This window comes from Dermatophilaceae bacterium Soc4.6 (genome assembly GCA_039889245.1).
In the GTDB taxonomy this organism is placed as follows: Bacteria; Actinomycetota; Actinomycetes; order Actinomycetales; family Dermatophilaceae; genus Lapillicoccus.
Map to the genome: position 1 here is coordinate 4,090,265 of JAZGVH010000002.1, position 18,052 is coordinate 4,108,316.

General features: G+C 71.9%; 18 protein-coding genes and 1 tRNA gene. 14 read left to right on the forward strand and 5 right to left on the reverse strand.

Going from position 1 to position 18,052, the window contains the following annotated elements; translation table 11 throughout:
• Window positions 1-2: 2 nt before the first annotated feature.
• Window positions 3-290 (reverse strand): DUF6703 family protein, encoded by a 288-nt coding sequence (locus V3N99_19120; GenBank protein MEO3938846.1) that lies wholly within the window; start codon window positions 288-290, stop codon window positions 3-5.
• 87 nt (window positions 291-377) lie between these two features.
• Here V3N99_19120 and V3N99_19125 point away from each other — a divergent pair, with 87 nt between their 5' ends.
• The 14 genes from V3N99_19125 to V3N99_19190 all read left to right on the forward strand — a co-directional run bounded on the left by V3N99_19125 (window position 378) and on the right by V3N99_19190 (window position 14,677).
• Window positions 378-1,790: a glycine--tRNA ligase gene (locus V3N99_19125; protein ID MEO3938847.1), complete on the forward strand. Its 1,413-nt coding sequence runs from the start codon at window positions 378-380 to the stop codon at window positions 1,788-1,790.
• 468 nt (window positions 1,791-2,258) lie between these two features.
• Window positions 2,259-3,230, forward strand: coding sequence for an ABC transporter ATP-binding protein (locus V3N99_19130; protein ID MEO3938848.1), 972 nt, complete (start codon window positions 2,259-2,261; stop codon window positions 3,228-3,230).
• Window positions 3,227-4,024, forward strand: a complete 798-nt coding sequence (locus tag V3N99_19135; GenBank protein ID MEO3938849.1) for an ABC transporter permease — start codon at window positions 3,227-3,229, stop codon at window positions 4,022-4,024. The genes V3N99_19130 and V3N99_19135 overlap by 4 nt, the downstream gene beginning before the upstream one ends.
• 55 nt (window positions 4,025-4,079) lie before the next feature.
• Window positions 4,080-5,294, forward strand: coding sequence for a histidine kinase (locus V3N99_19140; protein MEO3938850.1), 1,215 nt, complete (start codon window positions 4,080-4,082; stop codon window positions 5,292-5,294).
• Entirely contained in the window at window positions 5,291-5,899 is a 609-nt protein-coding gene (locus V3N99_19145) for a response regulator transcription factor (GenBank protein MEO3938851.1), read from the forward strand. The genes V3N99_19140 and V3N99_19145 overlap by 4 nt, the downstream gene beginning before the upstream one ends.
• Complete coding sequence (locus V3N99_19150; GenBank protein ID MEO3938852.1) at window positions 5,899-6,663, forward strand: alpha/beta hydrolase; 765 nt, start codon at window positions 5,899-5,901, stop codon at window positions 6,661-6,663. Before V3N99_19145 ends, V3N99_19150 begins: the two co-directional genes overlap by 1 nt.
• Window positions 6,660-7,910 (forward strand): tRNA dihydrouridine synthase DusB, encoded by a 1,251-nt coding sequence (gene dusB, locus V3N99_19155; GenBank protein MEO3938853.1) that lies wholly within the window; start codon window positions 6,660-6,662, stop codon window positions 7,908-7,910. The genes V3N99_19150 and dusB overlap by 4 nt, the downstream gene beginning before the upstream one ends.
• 16 nt (window positions 7,911-7,926) lie before the next feature.
• Window positions 7,927-8,601 (forward strand): YdeI/OmpD-associated family protein, encoded by a 675-nt coding sequence (locus V3N99_19160; protein MEO3938854.1) that lies wholly within the window; start codon window positions 7,927-7,929, stop codon window positions 8,599-8,601.
• A complete protein-coding gene (locus V3N99_19165) occupies window positions 8,598-9,860 on the forward strand; it encodes a PQQ-dependent sugar dehydrogenase (protein MEO3938855.1) in 1,263 nt (420 codons plus the stop codon). The genes V3N99_19160 and V3N99_19165 overlap by 4 nt, the downstream gene beginning before the upstream one ends.
• A 21-nt stretch (window positions 9,861-9,881) precedes the next feature.
• A complete protein-coding gene (locus V3N99_19170; GenBank protein MEO3938856.1) occupies window positions 9,882-10,430 on the forward strand; it encodes a DUF3806 domain-containing protein in 549 nt (182 codons plus the stop codon).
• A gap of 111 nt (window positions 10,431-10,541) precedes the next feature.
• Window positions 10,542-11,798: a deoxyguanosinetriphosphate triphosphohydrolase gene (locus tag V3N99_19175; GenBank protein ID MEO3938857.1), complete on the forward strand. Its 1,257-nt coding sequence runs from the start codon at window positions 10,542-10,544 to the stop codon at window positions 11,796-11,798.
• Between the two features lie 158 nt (window positions 11,799-11,956).
• A complete protein-coding gene (dnaG, locus tag V3N99_19180; GenBank protein MEO3938858.1) occupies window positions 11,957-13,906 on the forward strand; it encodes a DNA primase in 1,950 nt (649 codons plus the stop codon).
• Window position 13,907: 1 nt separating this feature from the next.
• A complete protein-coding gene (locus tag V3N99_19185; GenBank protein ID MEO3938859.1) occupies window positions 13,908-14,489 on the forward strand; it encodes a hypothetical protein in 582 nt (193 codons plus the stop codon).
• A 115-nt stretch (window positions 14,490-14,604) separates the two neighbouring features.
• Window positions 14,605-14,677 (forward strand) — tRNA-Asn (locus tag V3N99_19190).
• A gap of 59 nt (window positions 14,678-14,736) precedes the next feature.
• Here V3N99_19190 and V3N99_19195 read toward each other — a convergent pair.
• Genes V3N99_19195 through V3N99_19210 form a run of 4 tightly spaced genes read right to left on the reverse strand, consistent with a single transcriptional unit; the run spans window position 14,737 to window position 17,930 of the window.
• On the reverse strand, window positions 14,737-15,651 hold the full coding sequence (locus V3N99_19195) for an amino acid ABC transporter permease (GenBank protein ID MEO3938860.1): 915 nt from the start codon (window positions 15,649-15,651) through the stop codon (window positions 14,737-14,739).
• Window positions 15,648-16,313, reverse strand: a complete 666-nt coding sequence (locus tag V3N99_19200) for an amino acid ABC transporter permease (GenBank protein ID MEO3938861.1) — start codon at window positions 16,311-16,313, stop codon at window positions 15,648-15,650. Before V3N99_19200 ends, V3N99_19195 begins: the two co-directional genes overlap by 4 nt.
• A gap of 7 nt (window positions 16,314-16,320) precedes the next feature.
• Window positions 16,321-17,154, reverse strand: a complete 834-nt coding sequence (locus V3N99_19205) for a glutamate ABC transporter substrate-binding protein (protein ID MEO3938862.1) — start codon at window positions 17,152-17,154, stop codon at window positions 16,321-16,323.
• 47 nt (window positions 17,155-17,201) lie between these two features.
• On the reverse strand, window positions 17,202-17,930 hold the full coding sequence (locus tag V3N99_19210) for an amino acid ABC transporter ATP-binding protein (protein ID MEO3938863.1): 729 nt from the start codon (window positions 17,928-17,930) through the stop codon (window positions 17,202-17,204).
• Window positions 17,931-18,052 lie beyond the last annotated feature (122 nt).

The window sequence follows — 18,052 nt, forward strand, 5'->3', positions numbered from 1 at the left end:
GGTCAGCCGCGGGGGAAGGCCTGGACGATCGTGAGGGCGACGGTGATGGCGAGGACGGCCAGCCGCAGGAGCCGCTCGGGCAGCGTGCAGCGCGGCCAGGTCGACCACACGAGGAAGCCCACGAAGGCGACGACCACCGCAGTGGCGACGAACCCCACCCGGGGCACGAAGAAGCCGGCGGCGAGCAGCGCCGCCACGACGAGGGCCACGATCAGCCGGGGCGCGGCGTTGAGGCGCTCGAGGAGGGGATGGGTCCGGTGCTCGACGCGGGAGCGGAAGGGCAGGCTCACAGCGCAAGGGTACGGGGCGGGCTGGGGTGGGCGGGTGCGGCGCACGGGTGGTGAAAGCCGGTGGCCACGGCAGATAGCCTTGCCCGCATGGCCAAGGAGACCAGCACCGTCGACACCGTTGTCAGCCTCTGCAAGCGCAGGGGGTTCGTCTTCCCCTGTGGCGAGATCTACGGCGGGACGCGGTCGGCCTGGGACTACGGCCCCCTCGGCGTCGAGCTCAAGGACAACATCAAGCGCCAGTGGTGGAAGTCGATGGTGACCCAGCGCGACGACGTCGTGGGGCTCGACTCCTCGATCATCCTGCCGCGCGAGACCTGGGTGGCCTCGGGCCACGTCGCGACCTTCAGCGACCCGCTCGTCGAGTGCCTCTCGTGCCACAAGCGCTTCCGGGCCGACCACCTCCAGGAGGCGGAGGCCGAGAAGCGGGCGAAGAAGAGCGGGCAGGAGCAGGTCGACCCCGACACGATCGCGCTCACCGAGCTGGTCTGCCAGAACTGCGGCACCCGCGGTCAGTGGACCGAGCCGAAGCAGTTCTCCGGCCTGCTCAAGACCTACCTCGGCGTGGTCGAGGACGAGGGCGGCCTGCACTACCTGCGCCCCGAGACGGCGCAGGGCATCTTCCTCAACTTCCTCAACGTCATGGGCAGCTCGCGTCGCAAGCCCCCGTTCGGCATCGCCCAGATCGGCAAGTCGTTCCGCAACGAGATCACGCCGGGCAACTTCATCTTCCGCACCCGCGAGTTCGAGCAGATGGAGATGGAGTTCTTCGTCAAGCCGGGGGAGGACGAGCAGTGGCACCAGCAGTGGATCGACACCCGCATGGCCTGGTACACCGACCTCGGCATCGACCCCGCCAACCTGCGCATCTTCGAGCACCCGGCCGAGAAGCTCTCGCACTACTCGAAGCGCACCGTCGACATCGAGTACCGCTTCCGCTTCGCCGGGTCGGAGTGGGGCGAGCTCGAGGGCATCGCCAACCGCACCGACTTCGACCTCAAGACCCACAGCGAGCACTCCGGCACCGACCTGGTCTACTACGACCAGGCGAGCGGTGAGAAGTACACCCCCTACGTCATCGAGCCGGCGGCCGGTCTTTCGCGCTCGCTGATGACCTTCCTCGTCGACGCCTACACCGAGGACGAGGCCCCCAACACCAAGGGCGGGGTCGACAAGCGGGTCAGTCTTCGGCTCGACCCCCGGCTGGCGCCGATCAAGGCCGCGGTGCTCCCGCTGTCGCGCAACGCCGACCTGTCGCCGAAGGCGAGGGACCTTGCGGCGGCACTGCGCAAGCACTGGAACGTCGACTTCGACGACGCCGGCGCCATCGGCAAGCGCTACCGCCGCCAGGACGAGGTGGGTACGCCCTACTGCATCACCGTCGACTTCGAGACGCTCGACGACCAGGCGGTGACGATCCGCGAGCGCGACTCGATGGCGCAGGAGCGCGTCGCCCTCGACCAGGTCGAGGGCTACCTGGCCCAGCGCCTGATCGGCTGCTGATCCCCTCTGGCCACGGGTCTCGGGCGCGTCGGGCGGCACGGGCGGGATGACCGGGCCGGTGCCCGACCTGCTCGGACGAAGAGGTCGCGTACGGCGAGCCGTCTGCTCCCCACCCCGGCTGGCTCGCCGGCCGCGGGTGCGGGCCGCTCGCACCCTCCTCCACGTGTGGCAGGACCGGGCCACCCCCGATCCCGTTGCGGCGCTTGGCGCCTCGTCGTGGCGGGTGCGGGTGGCCTCGGCGCGCACGCTGTCCGTCGTGGGGGAGCAACGAGCACCTGCCCCGGCTCGAGGCCGTCCGCGACGACGAGGAGCGCACGGGGCGCGACGCCGTGGGCCGGTCGCTGGGGCTGCTGCGGCACCGGCTCGACCTCCCCACCTCACGTGACTGACGGGAGCCTGACAAACCTCACGGGTGGGCCGTGACTCACGGCGCAGGTCCCGGGGGACTCCCCGCGAGACGGTGAAGGCATGACGACGACAGCACTCCTCCCTTCCACCCGGGCCCCGGGCGCCCCCATACCGGCCATCGAGATCCGTGGCCTGCACAAGTCCTTCGGCTCGGTCGACGCCGTGCGCGGCATCGACCTCGTGGTCGAGCAGGGCGAGATCGTCGCCTTCCTCGGCCCCAACGGTGCCGGCAAGACCACGACGATCGACATGCTGCTCGGGCTGTCGCGACCCACCGCGGGGACCATCCAGGTGCTCGGACGGAGCCCCCGCGACGCCGTCGCGCACGGGCTCGTCGCCGCGGTCATGCAGACCGCGGGCCTGCTCAAGGACATCAGCGTGCGCGAGACCCTCGAGCTGGTGGGGTCGCTCTTCACCCACACGACGACCGTCGACAGCGTGCTCGCCCGGGCCGGCATCACCGACATCGCGGGTCGACGGGTCGACAAGTGCTCCGGCGGACAGCAGCAGCGGCTGCGCTTCGCCATGGCCCTGCTCTGCGACCCCGACGTGCTGGTGCTCGACGAGCCGACGACCGGGATGGACGTCGAGGGACGGCGCGACTTCTGGGCCGCGATCCGCGAGGACGCCGGCCGCGGGCGGACCGTCGTCTTCGCCACCCACTACCTCGAGGAGGCCGACGCCTACGCCGACCGGATCGTCCTGGTGCGACAGGGCGAGGTCGTCGCCGACGGCACGGGGTCGCAGATCAAGGCCATGGCCGCCGGTCGCACCGTGCGCGCCACGCTTCCCGGTGCCAGCGCCGAGTCGCTCGCCGGGGTGCCGGGAGCCGACGGCATCGAGATCCGCGGCGACACGGTGCTCGTGCACAGCGCCGACACCGATGCGGTCGCCCGCTACCTGTTGACGCACACCGCCGCCCACGACCTCGAGATCGCCGCCCGCGGCATCGAGGACGCCTTCATCGCGCTCACCTCGAGCCACCCCACCGGACCCACCACCGGACCCACCAGCGGAAAGGCCTCGGCATGACCGACCTCGCCACCACCCCCGTCGTCCCAACCGAGCGCCTGGTGCCCCGCTTCGGCGGCGTCAACCGCACCCTCGTCGGCATCGAGCTCAAGCGGCTCCTGCGCAACCGGCGCAGCATGATCTTCACCATCGTCATGCCGGCCGCCTTCTTCCTCATCTTCGGCGTCGGCCAGGACTACGGCAGCCAGCGCGCGGCCGGAGGCAACGTCACCGCCTACGTCATGGTCTCGATGGCGCTCTACGGTGCGATGATCGCCACCACCGGTGCCGGCGCGATGGTCGCCACCGAGCGGGCCCAGGGCTGGAGCCGCCAGCTGCGTCTGACCCCCTTGCGGCCCGTGGCCTACGTGGTGGTCAAGGTGGTCGTCGCGCTGCTGATGGGCCTGATCGCCATCACCGTCGTCTACGTGCTCGGTCTCAGCACGGGGGCCGAGGTCGACCGTCCGTCCATCGTGGTCACGACCGCCCTCATCGCCTGGGCCGGGTCGCTCGTCTTCGCCGCCTTCGGCCTCTTCGTGGGCTACCTGCTCCCCAGCGAGAACGTCATGCAGGTGGTCGGCCCCGGTCTGGCCCTGCTCGCCTTCGGCGGAGGCGTCTTCATCCCGCTCACCGATGGCAGCGGCTTCGAGATGTTCGCCCGCTTCACCCCCATGTACGGCGTCGCCAAGCTCGCCCGGCTGCCGCTCACCGGTGACGCCTTCCAGTGGTGGTGGCTGCTCAACATCGCCGTGTGGCTCGCCGTCTTCGCCGGTGGGGCTGCGCTGCTGATGAGCCGCGACACCGACCGGGTGTGAGCGTGCCGAGGCCGAGGGGCAGGCACCACGGGGCCCCTGTGGATAGGGTCGCCCGATGAGGCTGTCCACGCCGTGGTCCCGCTCCGAGGTCGACCTCGACGTCGACCTCGGATCGGGTGCCGAGCGGGCCCGCGACCAAGGGGTCCGGTTCGGTGGGAGGTTCCGGGGCTGGGCGCTCATCGGCGCCGTCGTCTGGACGGTGTTCCTCGTGCCCGTCGCCCAGGACGCCATCGCGTTCGGCGGCGTGCGAGGCGCCCTCTCGCTGGTCGCGCTGGCCGTCTTCGTGGGCGCCTACCTGGGCACGTTGGTGTGGCGTCAGGGACGCCGCGTCGCGGCGCGTGGGTCGACCACGACCCACCCGGGGACGGTGCCCGCCTACGCGACCCTGTGCGTGCTGGCGGTCCTCGTCACCGCGCTGGTCCACCCGGGCGGGATCGCCTGCGTGGTCTACGTCGCGGTGGCCGGCATCTTCCTCTTTCCGCAGTGGGTCGCTCTCGGCCAGGCGGGCGTGCTGGCTGTGGCGAGCGAGGCCGTGGCCCGCCTCGTGCCCGGGTGGTCCGACGCGCAGGGGATCGGGCTGTCGGTCTTCCTCGCGTCGTTCGCGGTCTGGGGCATCGCGCAGGCCATCGGCCGCAGCATGGACCTCGTCGCAGCGCAGGAGGAGAACTCGCATCTGATGGTGGGGCAGGAGCGTACCCGCATGGCCCGTGACCTGCACGACATCCTCGGTCACTCGCTCACCGTGATCACCGTCAAGGCCGAGCTGGCCGGTCGGATGCTCGACGTCGGCGACGCCGCCGGCATCGCCCGGGCCCGGGCCGAGCTCGCCGACCTCGAGCGGCTGTCGCGCGACGCCCTCGCCGACGTGCGGCGCACCGTCGAGGGTTACCGCGACCTCACGCTGCCCGGCGAGATCGCCCGGGCGAGAGTCGCCCTCGAGGCCGCTGAGATCGACGCCACCCTCCCCGGCACGGCCGAGGAGGTGCCCACGCAGTGGCGTGAGCTGTTCGCCTGGACGGTGCGCGAGGGCGTGACCAACGTCGTGCGGCACAGCGGAGCCAGGCACTGCACCGTCTCGATCGCCGTCGACCACGTCACCGTCGCCGACGACGGGCGCGGCTGCCCGGGCCAGGCCAGTGAGGTCGGCAACGGTCTCGTCGGGCTGCGCGAGCGGGCGGCCGCCGAGGGCGCCCGGCTCGTGACCCAGTCCGGCGCCGAAGGCGGCTTCCTGCTCACCGTCCACGCCCCGGGGTCCGTGGTCGTCGCGTGACCATTCGCCTGCTGCTCGCCGACGACCAGGCGCTCGTGCGCGGTGCGCTCGCCACGCTGCTCGGGCTCGAGTCGGATCTCGAGGTCGTGGCCGAGGTCGGCCGCGGCGACGAGGTCGTGGCCGCCGCGATCGAGCACCGACCCGACGTGGCGCTGCTCGACGTGGAGATGCCCGGGCTCGACGGCATCGAGGCCACCCGCGCCCTGCACGCCGCGCTCCCCGGGGTGCGCGTGCTCATCGTGACCACCTTCGGCCGACCCGGCTTCCTGCGCCGGGCCCTGCAGGCCGGAGCCTCCGGCTTCGTCGTCAAGGACACCCCCGCGCGGCAGCTCGCCGACGCCGTGCGCCGCGTGCACTCGGGCCTGCGGGTCGTCGATCCGGTGCTGGCCGCCGACAGCCTGGCCGTCGGGGAGTCGCCGCTCACCGTCCGCGAGACCGAGGTGCTGCGAGCGGCCCGCGGCGGGGGCAGCGTCGCCGACATCGCCGGCGCGGTCTTCCTCTCGGAGGGCACGGTGCGCAACCACCTCTCGGCCGCGATCGGCAAGACCGACGCCCGCAACCGGGGCGACGCCGTGCGGGTCGCCGACGAGAACGGCTGGCTCTGATCGCCCCGCCGTCGCGCGCCCCGCGGCCCCGCGTCGTCCTCGTGCACGGCAGCCGGCTCTCCCACACGCAGTGGGCACCGCAGGAGGCGTTGCTGCGCGGCGCCGACCTCGACCTCGTGCTGCCCGACCTGCCCGGTCACGGCGCTCGCGCCGACGAGCCGTTCACCCTCGAGCGGGCCGTCGGGGCGATCGCCGAGGCGGTCGAGCGCGGCGACCCCACGGCCCCGGTCGTCCTCGTCGGTCACTCCCTCGGCGGCTACGCCGCGATGGCGTACGCCGCGACCTTCCCCCGCCGACTCGGCGGCCTGCTGCTGCTCGGCAGCGGGGCCGTGCCCGTGGGGCCGGGGGCGGCGGCATACCGGCTGGTGGCGCGGGTGACCGATGCTGCGGGGCCGGAGCGGATGACCCGGGTCAACGACCGGGTGCTGCGCCGGCTCTACGGCGCCGGGCTCAGCACGCTCGACGAGATCATCGAGGGCGGCTACTACTTCGCCGTCACCGGGGCCGCCTGGCAGGAGGTCATGGACCGCTGCCGTCCGGCGATGCTGCGGGCCGTCACCTGCCCCGTGGTCGTCGCCGGGGGAGCCTTCGACCAGCTGAACATCGACGCGGGTCGCTTCGCCCGAGCCGCCCGTGACGGCCGGGTCGTGCGCATCCCGGGTGCCGGGCACCTCGCCGGGCTCGACCGCCCTGAGCCCGTCGCCCGGCTCATCGCGCAGGTGGCTGACGACGCTGCGCGCCGTGGCACCATGGAGGGGCCATGACCGCCACCACCACCCCTCCCGTCACCGCTCCTGCCGACGCTCACGTCGACCCGTCCGCGAGCCGGGGGCCCCTGCCCCCGTTGAGGATCGGGCGTCACGTCATCGGGTCTCCCGTGGTGCTCGCCCCCATGGCCGGCATCACCAACCGCGCGTTCCGCCGGCTGTGTCGCGAGTACGGCAGCGAGGGCTCGGCCGCCGGCGGGGCCAGCGGGGCGACCTCGCTCTACGTCAGCGAGATGATCACGACCCGCGCCCTCGTCGAGCGCGGAGCCGAGACGATGCGGCTCATCGAGCACGACCCGCAGGAGAACCCGCGCTCGATCCAGCTCTACAGCGTCGACCCGGCCACGGCCCGCGCCGCCGCCCGCATCTTGGTCTCAGAGGACCGCGCCGACCACATCGACCTCAACTTCGGCTGCCCCGTGCCCAAGGTGACCCGCAAGGGTGGCGGCTCGGCCCTGCCGTGGAAGCGCGACCTCTTTCGCTCCATCGTCGGAGCCGTCGTCGAGGAGGGGGCGCGCGGTGACGTGCCCGTCACGGTGAAGATGCGCATCGGCATCGACGCCGACCACGAGACCTACCTCGACGCGGGGCTGGCGGCCGAGGCCGAGGGCGTCGCCGCCGTCGCGCTGCACGGGCGCACCGCCGCCCAGGCCTACTCCGGCACCGCTGACTGGTCGGCGATCCGCCGGCTCAAGCAGACGGTGACCAGCATCCCGGTGCTGGGCAACGGCGACATCTGGTCGGCCGAGGACGCGCTGCGCATGGTGGCCGAGACCGGCTGCGACGGCGTCGTCGTCGGTCGCGGATGCCTGGGGCGCCCGTGGCTCTTCACCGACCTCGCCGCCGCCTTCGCGGGCTCCGACGTGCGGGTCACCCCGACGCTCGGCCAGGTGGCCGACACCCTGAGGCGGCACGCGACCTACCTGACCGGCTTCTACGACGACGAGGGTCGGGCCTGCCGCGACATCCGCAAGCACATTGCCTGGTACCTCAAGGGCTTTCCCGCCGGGTCGACGCTGCGGCACAGCCTGGCGCTCGTCAACAGCCTCGCCGACCTCGACGCGCTGCTCGTCACCCTCGAACGCGATGCCCCCTGGCCCACCGAGGGAGCGGAGGGGCAGCGGGGTCGGTCCGGCAGCCCGCGGCGCGTCATCCTGCCCGAGGGCTGGCTCGACTCCCGCGAGCTGAGCGAGAGCCAGCGCGCAGTCGTCGCCCAGGCCGAGCTGTCCGTCTCCGGCGGCTGAGCGGTCGGGGTCGGTCGTGGGCAGCCAGCAGGGGGGGACACCCGACCGGCCAGCGCTGTTCTTCGACGGCCCGCCCGACTTCCGTGAGTGGCTCGAGGAGCACCACGAGCGCGCGACCGAGCTCTGGATGGGACTGCGCAAGAAGCACGTGCCCGACCGTGGGCTGGTCTGGGAGCAGGCGGTGCCCGAGGCCCTGTGCTTCGGGTGGATCGACAGCCAGGTGCAGCGCATCGACGACGAGGCCGTGCGCCAGCGGTGGACCCCCCGCAAGCCGACCAGCGTCTGGTCGAGCGTCAACCTCGCCCTCGTCGAGAGGCTCACGGCCCAGGGGCTCATGCGGCCTGCCGGCCTCGCCGCCTGGGAGCGGCGTCGGCCCGAGCGCTCCGGCATCTACTCGTTCGAGCAGGGAGAGCTCACCCTCCCTGAGCCGTATGCGGCGCAGCTCACGGCCGACGCAGCCGCGACGGCGTTCTGGGCCGAGGCGACGCCCGGCTACCGCAAGATCGCGACCTGGTGGGTGACCTCGGCCAAGACCGCGGCCACCAACGACAGGCGGATGGCTCAGCTGCTCGCCCACTGTGCGGCCGGGAGGCTCATCCCGAGCCAGCGCTACGGCACCCAGCCCGGGTGGGTCGCGCGGGCTGCGGCCGTGGCTGCGGCGCAGGCGGCAGCGGGTGAGGATGGGGGATGAGCTCCTCTTCCCGTCCGTCTCGAGGTCGCCGTCGGAGAGCGCGGGTGCTGGGGGTCGCCCTGCTCGTGGGGCTGGCCGCCGTGGGCGGGTGCACCCAGAGCAGTGGCGGGGGCGACGACGTGGGGCAGGTGCCGTCGACCGGGAGGGTCCCCGCCCCGCGACCGGCCGCGGCGAAGGCGCCCCCGGCTCTCGACGTCGAGGTGGTGACGGCGGGGCTGACCCACGGTTGGGACATCGGCTTCCTGCCCGACGGCCGGGCGCTGGTGACCCAGCGGCCCGGCCGGATCGCCCTCGTGTCGGGGCTGCGGGAGGGGGCGACCGCGACGACGGTGCAGGCCGACCTGTCCGACCTCTTCGTGCAGAGCGAGGGCGGGCTCATGGGGATGGTCGTGCACCCGGACTTCGCGACGACCCGACGCTTCACCACCTGCCAGACCCACCAGGAGGGCGGCCGGGCGGTCGACATCCGGCTCGTGACCTGGCGCCTGTCGGCCGACGGGCGGTCCGCCGCCCGGGAGAAGGCGCTGCTGACCGGGCTGCCGATCTCGACCGGCCGCCACTCGGGCTGTCGTCCGACGATCGCCGCTGACGGGGCGCTGCTGGTCGGCACCGGTGACACCGCCCAGGGGGCGATCTCCCAGGACCTCATGAGCCTCGGTGGCAAGGTGCTGCGGCTCGACCTCGAAACGGGGAAGCCGTTGCCCGACAACCCCTTTGCCTCGGCCAGCGACCAGAGGCAGCGCTACGTCTACAGCTACGGCCACCGCAACCTGCAGGGCGTCGCGATCCAGCCCGGCACTGGCGTGGTCTACACCGCCGAGCACGGCCCGAGCTCCAACGACGAGGTCAACCGCATCCGTGCCGGGGCCAACTACGGCTGGGACCCGTCCCGGGGCGGCACCGTCGGCGGCTACGACGAGACCGTGCCGATGACCGACACCGAGCGCTTTCCCGATGCCGTGCCCGCGGTGTGGGAGTCGGGGGCGACGACCCAGGCGGTGTGCGCGGCGGCCTTCCTCACGGGCTCCCCGTGGGGCGCCTACGAGGGGGCGCTGGTGGTCACCGCGCTCAAGGGCGCCAAGCTCCTGCTGCTGCGCCTCGACTCGGGTGGGGCCCTGGCCGACGTGACGATCCCGGCCTCGACCAACGGGCCCTACGGTCGGCTGCGGGCCGCCCGGGTCGGACCGGACGGCGCGCTCTACGTCACGACGACCAACGGTGACGCAGACAAGCTGTTGAGGATCACGCTCCGGGCCTGACGATCGTCGTAGGGTGAGGCGATGGGCTGGTTCTCACGCACGGACAAGGGTGCCGGTGACGCCGGTGGGTCGGGTGACGAGGGTGGCCGTCGAGCCGACGGAGCCGGTGTGGCCGAGGGGGACGACGGGCCGGAGTACGACCCGAGCGTCCCGATGCGGCCCCGCGTGCGGCCGGTCGGTGACGCCGAGGTCGCCCGGGTCACCGCGGGGCTGGCCGAGCTCGACGCCCTCGGCGTCGACGTCGACGACCTGGCGTCGCTCGGAGCCGGCTTCGACGCGGCGATGGGCGAGTGGACCGCCACGCCCGAGCGCCGACGGGCTGACGAGGACGCCCGCCGCGAGCCGTGGGTGATCGGTCTGGGCGAGCACCTCGTGCGGCACACCGACCTCGAGTGGTCGCTGGTGCACGATGCGTTCGGCACCGACCTCGCGGTCGCGGGAGGCGAGGACGACTTCGTCGTGGTCCCGGCCAACCTCGTCGGCGCCCGGTGGATGGGCGGCCAGCAGGGATGGGTCCCGGGGGTGCTCGCCCACCTGGTGCGCGTGCGTGAGGGTCGCTGGGAGCGCTGACCGGTTACGGGTCCGCTCGCTCTGGCTCGAAGATCTTCGAGTTCAGGCGACGTAGGCCCCGGTGGTTGCGACGCATGCACGAGTCGCGGCGCCACGGCATACAGTCGGGGGGTGAGCGGGGTCGAGCGCGCACGCGAGCCGGGGGAGCGCCCAGGCTACGACGTGCGCGACCAGGAGCGGTGGGTCTCCGAGGACCCTGCGCACAAGCGTGCCGACCGTGACGACTTCGCCCGCGACCGCGCCCGGCTGATCCACTCCGCCAGCCTGCGCCGCCTCTCGGCCAAGACCCAGGTGGTGCAGCCCACGAGCAGCGACTTCGCCCGCAACCGGCTCACCCACAGCCTCGAGGTCGCCCAGATCGGGCGCGAGTTCGGGGCCGCCCTCGGCTGCGACGCCGACGTCGTCGACACCGCCTGCCTGGCCCACGACCTCGGCCACCCGCCGTTCGGCCACAACGGCGAGACGGCGCTCGCGGCCGTCGCGCAGACCATCGGCGGCTTCGAGGGCAACGCCCAGACCCTGCGGGTGCTCACACGGCTCGAGGCCAAGCGCTTCCACCCCGACGGCCGCTCGGCCGGGCTCAACCTGACCCGGGCCAGCCTCGACGCGGCCACGAAGTACCCCTGGCCGCGCAGCCCGGCCACCCCCAAGTTCGGCGTGTATGCGGCCGACCTGTCGGTCTACGAGTGGTTCCGTGACGGCGTGCCCGACGGGGCGCGGTGCCTCGAGGCCGAGGTCATGGACTGGGCCGATGACGTCGCCTACTCCGTGCACGACGTCGAGGACGCCATCGCCTCGGGGCGCGTCGACCCGCGGGTGCTGCACAGTCGCGACGAGATGACGGTGGTGCACGACGTTGCCCGCGCTGCCTACGCCCCCGACCTCGAGGCCGGGTTCCTCGCCGAGGCGCTGCAGCGGCTGCTGGCGACCGGCGTCGTCCCGGGCAGCTTCACCGGGTCGCGGGTCGATCTCGCCGCGGTCAAGGACATGACCAGCCGGCTCGTCGGGCGCTTCGTGCTGATCGTCGAGCAGGCCACCCGCGCCAAGCACGGCGACGGGGTGCTCACCCGGTACGCCGCCGACCTGGTCGTGCCGGACGAGGTGCGGGCCGAGTGCTCGGTGCTCAAGGCGGTGGCCGCACACTTCGTGATGAATGCCTCCGAGCGGGTCTCGGTGATGCAGGAGCAGCGCGACATGGTGGTGGCCCTGTGCGCGGCCTTCGGCGACGACCCCAGCCGGCTCGACCCCGAGCTGCGCGCCGACTTCGAGGGCTCGGTCGACGACGACGAGCGCCTGCGGGTGGTCGTCGACCAGGTCGCCTCGCTCACGGACCGCCGCGCCATCCAGCTGGCCCGGGTCTGGTCCTGACCCGTCCTGACGGCATACGCCTGCACGTGAAGGAGGATGCGGGAGCCTGCCGCCAGATCGCGCGCACACGGCTTCAGGTGAAGGCGTATGCGGCCCGCCCGCCCGCCCGCCGCCGGACCCGCCACCTAGACTGACGACGGAGGAGAAGGAGGCGGCTCGTGGCGGGACGGATCAAGGCGGAGGACGTCGCCGTCGTCAAGGACCGCGCCAACATCGAGGACGTCGTGCGTGAGCACGTGACCCTCCGCCCGGCCGGCCCGGGCTCGATGAAGGGCCTGTGCCCCTTCCACGACGAGAAGTCGCCGTCGTTCAACGTGCGCCCGGCCGTCGGCGCCTACCACTGCTTCGGCTGCGGTGAGGGGGGCGACGTCATCTCCTTCGTGCAGAAGGTCGAGCACCTGACCTTCGCCGAGGCCGTCGAGCGGCTCGCGCAGAAGAACGGCATCGAGCTGCACTACGAGGAGGGCGGTGGACCTGCCCGCGACGAGGGCTCGCTCGGCCGCCGCTCCCGCCTGCTCGAGGCGCACCGCGTCGCCGAGGACTACTACACCGCGCAGCTGCTCGACCCGGCCAACGCGCTGGCCCGCACCGGCCGCGACTTCCTGCGCGAGCGCGGCTTCGACAGCGACGCCGTGCGCCTCTTCGGGGTCGGCTTCGCCCCCCGCGGCGGCGAGGACCTCACCCGCCACCTGCGCGGCAAGGGCTTCACCGACGACGAGATCGTCACCGGCGGGCTCTCCGGCCGCGGAGCCCGGGGCCTCTACGACCGCTTCCGGGGCCGCCTGGTCTGGCCGATCCGCGACATCACCGGCGACACGGTCGGCTTCGGGGCCCGTCGGCTCTTCGAGGACGACCGCATCGAGGCGAAGTACCTCAACACCTCCGAGACGCCGATCTACAAGAAGTCCACCGTGCTCTACGGCCTCGACCTGGCCAAGAAGGCCGTCGCCCGCGACCGCACCGCGGTCATCGTCGAGGGCTACACCGACGTCATGGCCTGCCACCTGTCGGGCGTCGAGACCGCCGTCGCCACCTGCGGCACCGCCTTCGGCCTCGACCACATCAAGGTGCTGCGCCGCATCATGCGCGACGAGGCCGACCTCGCCCCGGCCCGGGTCGTCTTTACCTTCGACGGCGACGCGGCCGGCCAGAAGGCGGCCATGCGCGCGTTCGGTGAGGACCAGCGCTGGGCCTCGCAGTCGTTCGTCGCGGTCGAGCCGTCCGGCAAGGACCCGTGTGAGCTGCGCCAGTCCGACGGACCCCTCGCCGTGCGCGGGCTCGTCGACGACGCCGTGCCGATGTTCGAGTTCGCCGTACGCACCACCCTGCGCCGCTTCGACCTCGAGACCGCCGAGGGCCGCATCCAGGCCATGCGGGCTGCCGCCCCCATCGTCGCGAGCATCCGCGACCACTCCCTGCGCCCCGAGTACGCCCGCGTGCTCGCCGGGCTGCTGGGGCTCGAGGTCGAGCAGGTGACCGGCGAGGTCAACCGCGCCGTGAAGGCCGGGGTCAAGCCGTCGTACGACGACTCCCGCGACCAGCGGTCGGGTGAGCCGGCGGAGGCCACCCTCGAGCCCTCGGCCGACGAGCTCGCCGGCGCCGTGCCCCGGCCCGACCTGCGCGACCCCGTCGTGATGCTCGAGCGCCAACTGCTCCAGCTCGTGCTGCAGTTCCCCTCGCTCATCGGCCAGGACGACCTCGCGGGCATCGACTCCACGGCGTTCTCGGCACCGGCCCACCGGGCGGTCTTCGACGGCGTCGAGGGAGCCGGCCTCCTGCCGCGCGACCTGTCGTCGGCAGCCTGGACCGACCGGGTGACCCAGGCGGCCCCCCAGGCCGTGCACGCGCTCGTGTCCGAGCTCGCCGTTGCTCCGCTTCCGGTGACGATGGACCGCACCACCGGCATGCCGAGCCGCCGGTATGCCGCCTCGCTCAGCATGCGGCTGCGCGAGATGACCCTGACTCGCAAGATCTCCGACGCCCTCAGTGCCCTGCGGCGCCTCGATGCCTCCGGCGAGGGTGACCCGGCCCGGGCGCGCGAGCTCAGCGTCGAGCTCTCGGCGCTCCAGCGCGAGCGCGTCGACCTGCAGACCCAAGAGGAGACCTGACATGCCACCCCCGTCCCTGCCGACCCGACTGACCCGGCTGCTGCCCGGCTCGAGCCGCGGCATCCCCGAGCTGCCCGCCCAGGTGCGCGGCGCGCTCGACCTCCAGGCGCACGAGAAGGTCCTGGCGGCCGCGCGGGACACCGACACCGGTGCCTGGCTGCTCGCCACGACGTATGCGGTGGCCCTGGTCGACCCGTCGGCCGTCACCGAGGACGGACAGCTCGCCGTGACGTGGCGGCGCCCGTGGCACGAGGTCGACCGGGGCACCTGGGCCCGCGAGAGCAGCCAGCTCACCATCACCTGGGCCGCGTCGTCGGCGCGCCCGGGCCAGTGGCGTCTCGGTGAGGAGGCGCTCTTCCTCCAGGTGCTGCGCGAGCGCGTGCAGGCCAGCGTCGTGCTGGCCCAGGACCTGCGCCTCGCAGGGCGCCGGACGGGCCGGGCGGTCATCCGTCAGGACCTCACCACCGGCGACCTGGTCGAGCAGGTCGTGCTCGGCCGCGGGGTCCGTGAGGACGCCGAGACCGAGGCGGCTGCCACCGTGGCCCTGGCGTGGCTGCGCGAGCAGGTCGGGATGCCGGGCTGAACCGCGGGCCTGCACGGTCGGGAGGCCGTTTTCTCCCCGGCGGCCGACCTTTGCTATTGTTGCCCGGCGCACCACAGCGGGCTCACCGGCTCGGTCTGTGCCGCTCGAGCAGCATTCCCCTGTAGCTCAATTGGCAGAGCAGCCGACTGTTAATCGGCAGGTTACTGGTTCGAGTCCAGTCGGGGGAGCGCATGAAGGAGGGCGGCACCCCGAGTGGGGCCGCCCTCCTTCTTCTGCGCCTGGTGCCCTAGCGAGCGCCGAGCCGTGGCTCGTCGGCCTCGAGCACGGCGGTCTCCACCGCGAGCGACGGCGGGCCGGCGGCCCCACCGGTCACCGCGCCCCCGCCACCACCGTGCGAGCGGCGCATGCGCTGCTCCACCCGGCCGGCGATGACGGTCAGCGTGTAGTTGATGCCGATGTAGATCACGGCGATGACGATCATGGCCGGCACGATGTTCGACCAGTTGGACCCGATCCGCTGGTAGTTCGTCAGCAGCTCGGGATAGAGCACGATGTTGCCGAGGGCCGTGTCCTTGAGCACGACCACCAGCTGACCGACCAGGGCCGGCAGCATGGCGGTGATGGCCTGCGGGAGCTGGATGCGCTGCAGCGTCTGCCACGGGGTCAGCCCGATCGACAGACCGGCCTCCCGCTGCCCGGACGGCAGGCTGGAGACCCCTGAGCGCAGCAGCTCGGCGATCACCGAGCCGTTGTAGAGCGTCAGGCCGGTGACCACCGCGGCGAGCGGGGAGATGTCACTGACGAAGACGTTGTTGTAGGTGAAGTACTGGAAGGCCGCGATCATCATCACGAGCACGGGGATGGACCGGAAGAGCTCGATGACCCCCGTGCAGAGCCACCGCACCGGGGCGATCTGCGACATCCGACCGATGCCGAAGAGCAGACCGAAGGCCCCCGCGAGCACCACCGAGATGGCGGCCGCCTTGAGGGTGTTGACTAGGCCGGGCAGGAGGTAGTCGACCCACATCGACGCGGTGAAGAAGGGCGTCCACTTGTCGGCCGCGAGGTTGCCCTTCTCTCCGAGCTTGTAGAGCGCGAAGGCCAGGAAGGCCAGGACCAGTACGGCGCCGACGGCGGCCAGCAGCCGGTGACGGGCCCGCGCGACCGGGCCCGGCGCGTCGAAGAGCACGATGTCGCTCATCGCCGCACCCCCAGCCGGGCCGACAGGTGGCTCGTCAACAACCCCATCGGCAGGGTGATGACCACGAAGCCGACCGCCACGATGAGCACGATCACGACGAAGAGGTCGGGTCGGTCTTCCATCATCGTCTTCTGCAGGCCGCTGATCTCGGCCACGCCGATGGCCGTGGCCACCGTGGTGTTCTTCGTCAGGGCGATCAGGGTGTTGCCCAAGGGGGTGATGGCGCCCCGGATGGCCTGGGGCAGCAGCACGAGCGTGAGGCTCTGGCTGAAGGTCAGGCCGAGCGAGCGGGCCGCCTCGGCCTGCCCGGCGGGGACGGTGTTGACGCCGCTGCGCAGCGCCTCGCAGACGAAGGCCGCGTGGTAGACGGACAGCGCGATGACCGCCCAGATGAGGTTGTCGCGGCTGAAGCTCTCGCTGAAGCTGAAGCCGAGGTTGACGATCATCACGATGTTGGCGGCGATGATGATCAGCGTCAGCGGCGTGTTGCGCCAGATGTTGACGTAGAGCGCCCCGAGCTTCTGCAGCAACGGCACGGGCGAGACCCGCAGGATCACCACGACCACCCCGAGGATCGTCGCGCCGATGGCGGAGAAGAACGTCAGCAGCAGCGTGACGCCAAAGGCCCCGAAGATCGGGTAGGCGGCGAAGAGGTCACCCATGTGGTGCTCAGGAGCAGGCGGCGGGGGTGGGCGGGTTGCCCTCGCCCGGCTTGAAGCCGGCCGGGCCGAGCCACTTGTCGACCGACTTCTGCCACTCGCCGGACGAGATGAACTCCTTGATGGCGTCGTTGACCTGGTTGCAGAAGGCGGTGTCGCCCTTCTTCAGGCCCACGCCGTAGTTCTCGGTGGAGAAGGTCGTGCCGACGACCTTGAGCTTGCCCTTGTTCGCGTCCTGCGCGGCATACCCCGCGAGGATGGTGTTGTCGGTCGTCAGCGCGTCGACGCTGCCGGCCTTCAGGGCGTCGACGCACAGCGTGTAGGTGTTGTACTCCTGCAGGTTGATGCCGGGGTACTTGGCCTGCAGGTTGGAGGCTGAGGTCGAGCCCTTGACCGAGCAGAGCTTCTTGCCGGCGAGGGTGTCGGGCCCGGTGATGGCGGTGTCGTCGCTGCGCACGAGCAGGTCCTGGCCGGCGATGAAGTAGGGGCCGGCGAAGTCGACGTCGACCTTGCGCTTGTCGGTGATGGAGTAGGTGCCGACGATGTACTTCACCTGACCGGTCTTGATCAGGCTCTCGCGCTGCGAGGAGATGGCCTCGACGAACTCGGGCGTGACGTTGATCTTCTTGGCGATGTAGTTGGCGACGTCGACGTCGAAACCCTCGTAGGTGGAGCCGCTCTTGAGCCCCATGTTGGGCTGGTCGAACTTGATGCCGACCTTGACCGTCTGGCCGCCTCCGGCGGTGCCTCCGGCGGTGCTGGCGGGCGAACCGCTGCCGCAGGCAGCGAGACCGCTCGCGCCGAGGGCCGTTATCGCGGCGAGGGTGATACGGGCGAGCTTCATGGATGTGCTCCTCGTGGTGTCAGGCGGGTGCTGGTGGAAGAAGATGGTCAGTGGGTGAGGATCTTGCCGAGGAAGTCCTTGGCCCGGTCGCTGCTCGGGTGCGTGAAGAACTGCTCGGGCTCTCCGGCCTCGACGATCTGTCCGTCGGCCATGAAGACCACGCGGTCAGCGGCCTTGCGGGCGAAGCCCATCTCGTGGGTGACGACGATCATGGTCATGCCCGAGCCGGCGAGCTCGACCATCACGTCGAGGACCTCGTTGATCATCTCGGGGTCGAGCGCCGAGGTCGGCTCGTCGAAGAGCATGACCTTCGGGTCCATGGCCAGGCTCCGGGCGATCGCGACCCGCTGCTGCTGGCCGCCCGAGAGCTGGGCGGGGTACTTCGAGGCCTGGTGGGCGATGCCGACGCGCTCGAGCAGCTCGGCGGCTCGCTGGTCGGCGTCGGCCTTCTGGCGACCGCGCACCTTGATGGGGCCGAGGGTGACGTTCTCGAGGATCGTCTTGTGCGCGAACAGGTTGAAGCTCTGGAAGACCATGCCGACGTCGGCCCGCAGCTGCGCCAGCGCCTTGCCCTCCTCGGGGAGAGCCACCCCGTCGATCGAGATCGCGCCGGTCTCGAACGTCTCGAGCCGGTTGATCGTGCGGCACAGGGTCGACTTGCCGGAGCCGGAGGGACCGAGGACGACGACGACCTCACCCTTGCCGACGGTGAGGTCGATGTCTTGCAGGACGTGCAGGTCGCCGTAGTGCTTGTTGACGCCGGCGATCTCCACCATGGGCGTGCGCGAGGGTCCGTCAGTCATTGACGCAACCTATACGGGCTCAGTGAATTTTGGGGATTCTCCCAGCCGGTTGTCACCCGATCGTGAGGGACGATTCAGCCCGGGGTGCTGGCCGC

Bases quoted from the DNA above. Each gene is read 5' to 3' on its own strand.
- V3N99_19200 (MEO3938861.1), bottom strand. From the start codon at position 16,313: ATGGGTGACCTCTTCGCCGCCTACCCGATCTTCGGGGCCTTTGGCGTC.
- V3N99_19195 (MEO3938860.1), bottom strand. From the start codon at position 15,651: ATGAGCGACATCGTGCTCTTCGACGCGCCGGGCCCGGTCGCGCGGGCC.
- V3N99_19165 (MEO3938855.1), top strand. From the start codon at position 8,598: ATGAGCTCCTCTTCCCGTCCGTCTCGAGGTCGCCGTCGGAGAGCGCGG.
- V3N99_19135 (MEO3938849.1), top strand. From the start codon at position 3,227: ATGACCGACCTCGCCACCACCCCCGTCGTCCCAACCGAGCGCCTGGTG.
- V3N99_19185 (MEO3938859.1), top strand. From the start codon at position 13,908: ATGCCACCCCCGTCCCTGCCGACCCGACTGACCCGGCTGCTGCCCGGC.
- V3N99_19205 (MEO3938862.1), bottom strand. From the start codon at position 17,154: ATGAAGCTCGCCCGTATCACCCTCGCCGCGATAACGGCCCTCGGCGCG.
- V3N99_19130 (MEO3938848.1), top strand. From the start codon at position 2,259: ATGACGACGACAGCACTCCTCCCTTCCACCCGGGCCCCGGGCGCCCCC.
- V3N99_19125 (MEO3938847.1), top strand. From the start codon at position 378: ATGGCCAAGGAGACCAGCACCGTCGACACCGTTGTCAGCCTCTGCAAG.
- dusB (MEO3938853.1), top strand. From the start codon at position 6,660: ATGACCGCCACCACCACCCCTCCCGTCACCGCTCCTGCCGACGCTCAC.
- V3N99_19140 (MEO3938850.1), top strand. From the start codon at position 4,080: ATGAGGCTGTCCACGCCGTGGTCCCGCTCCGAGGTCGACCTCGACGTC.
- V3N99_19170 (MEO3938856.1), top strand. From the start codon at position 9,882: ATGGGCTGGTTCTCACGCACGGACAAGGGTGCCGGTGACGCCGGTGGG.
- V3N99_19210 (MEO3938863.1), bottom strand. From the start codon at position 17,930: ATGGTGGAGATCGCCGGCGTCAACAAGCACTACGGCGACCTGCACGTC.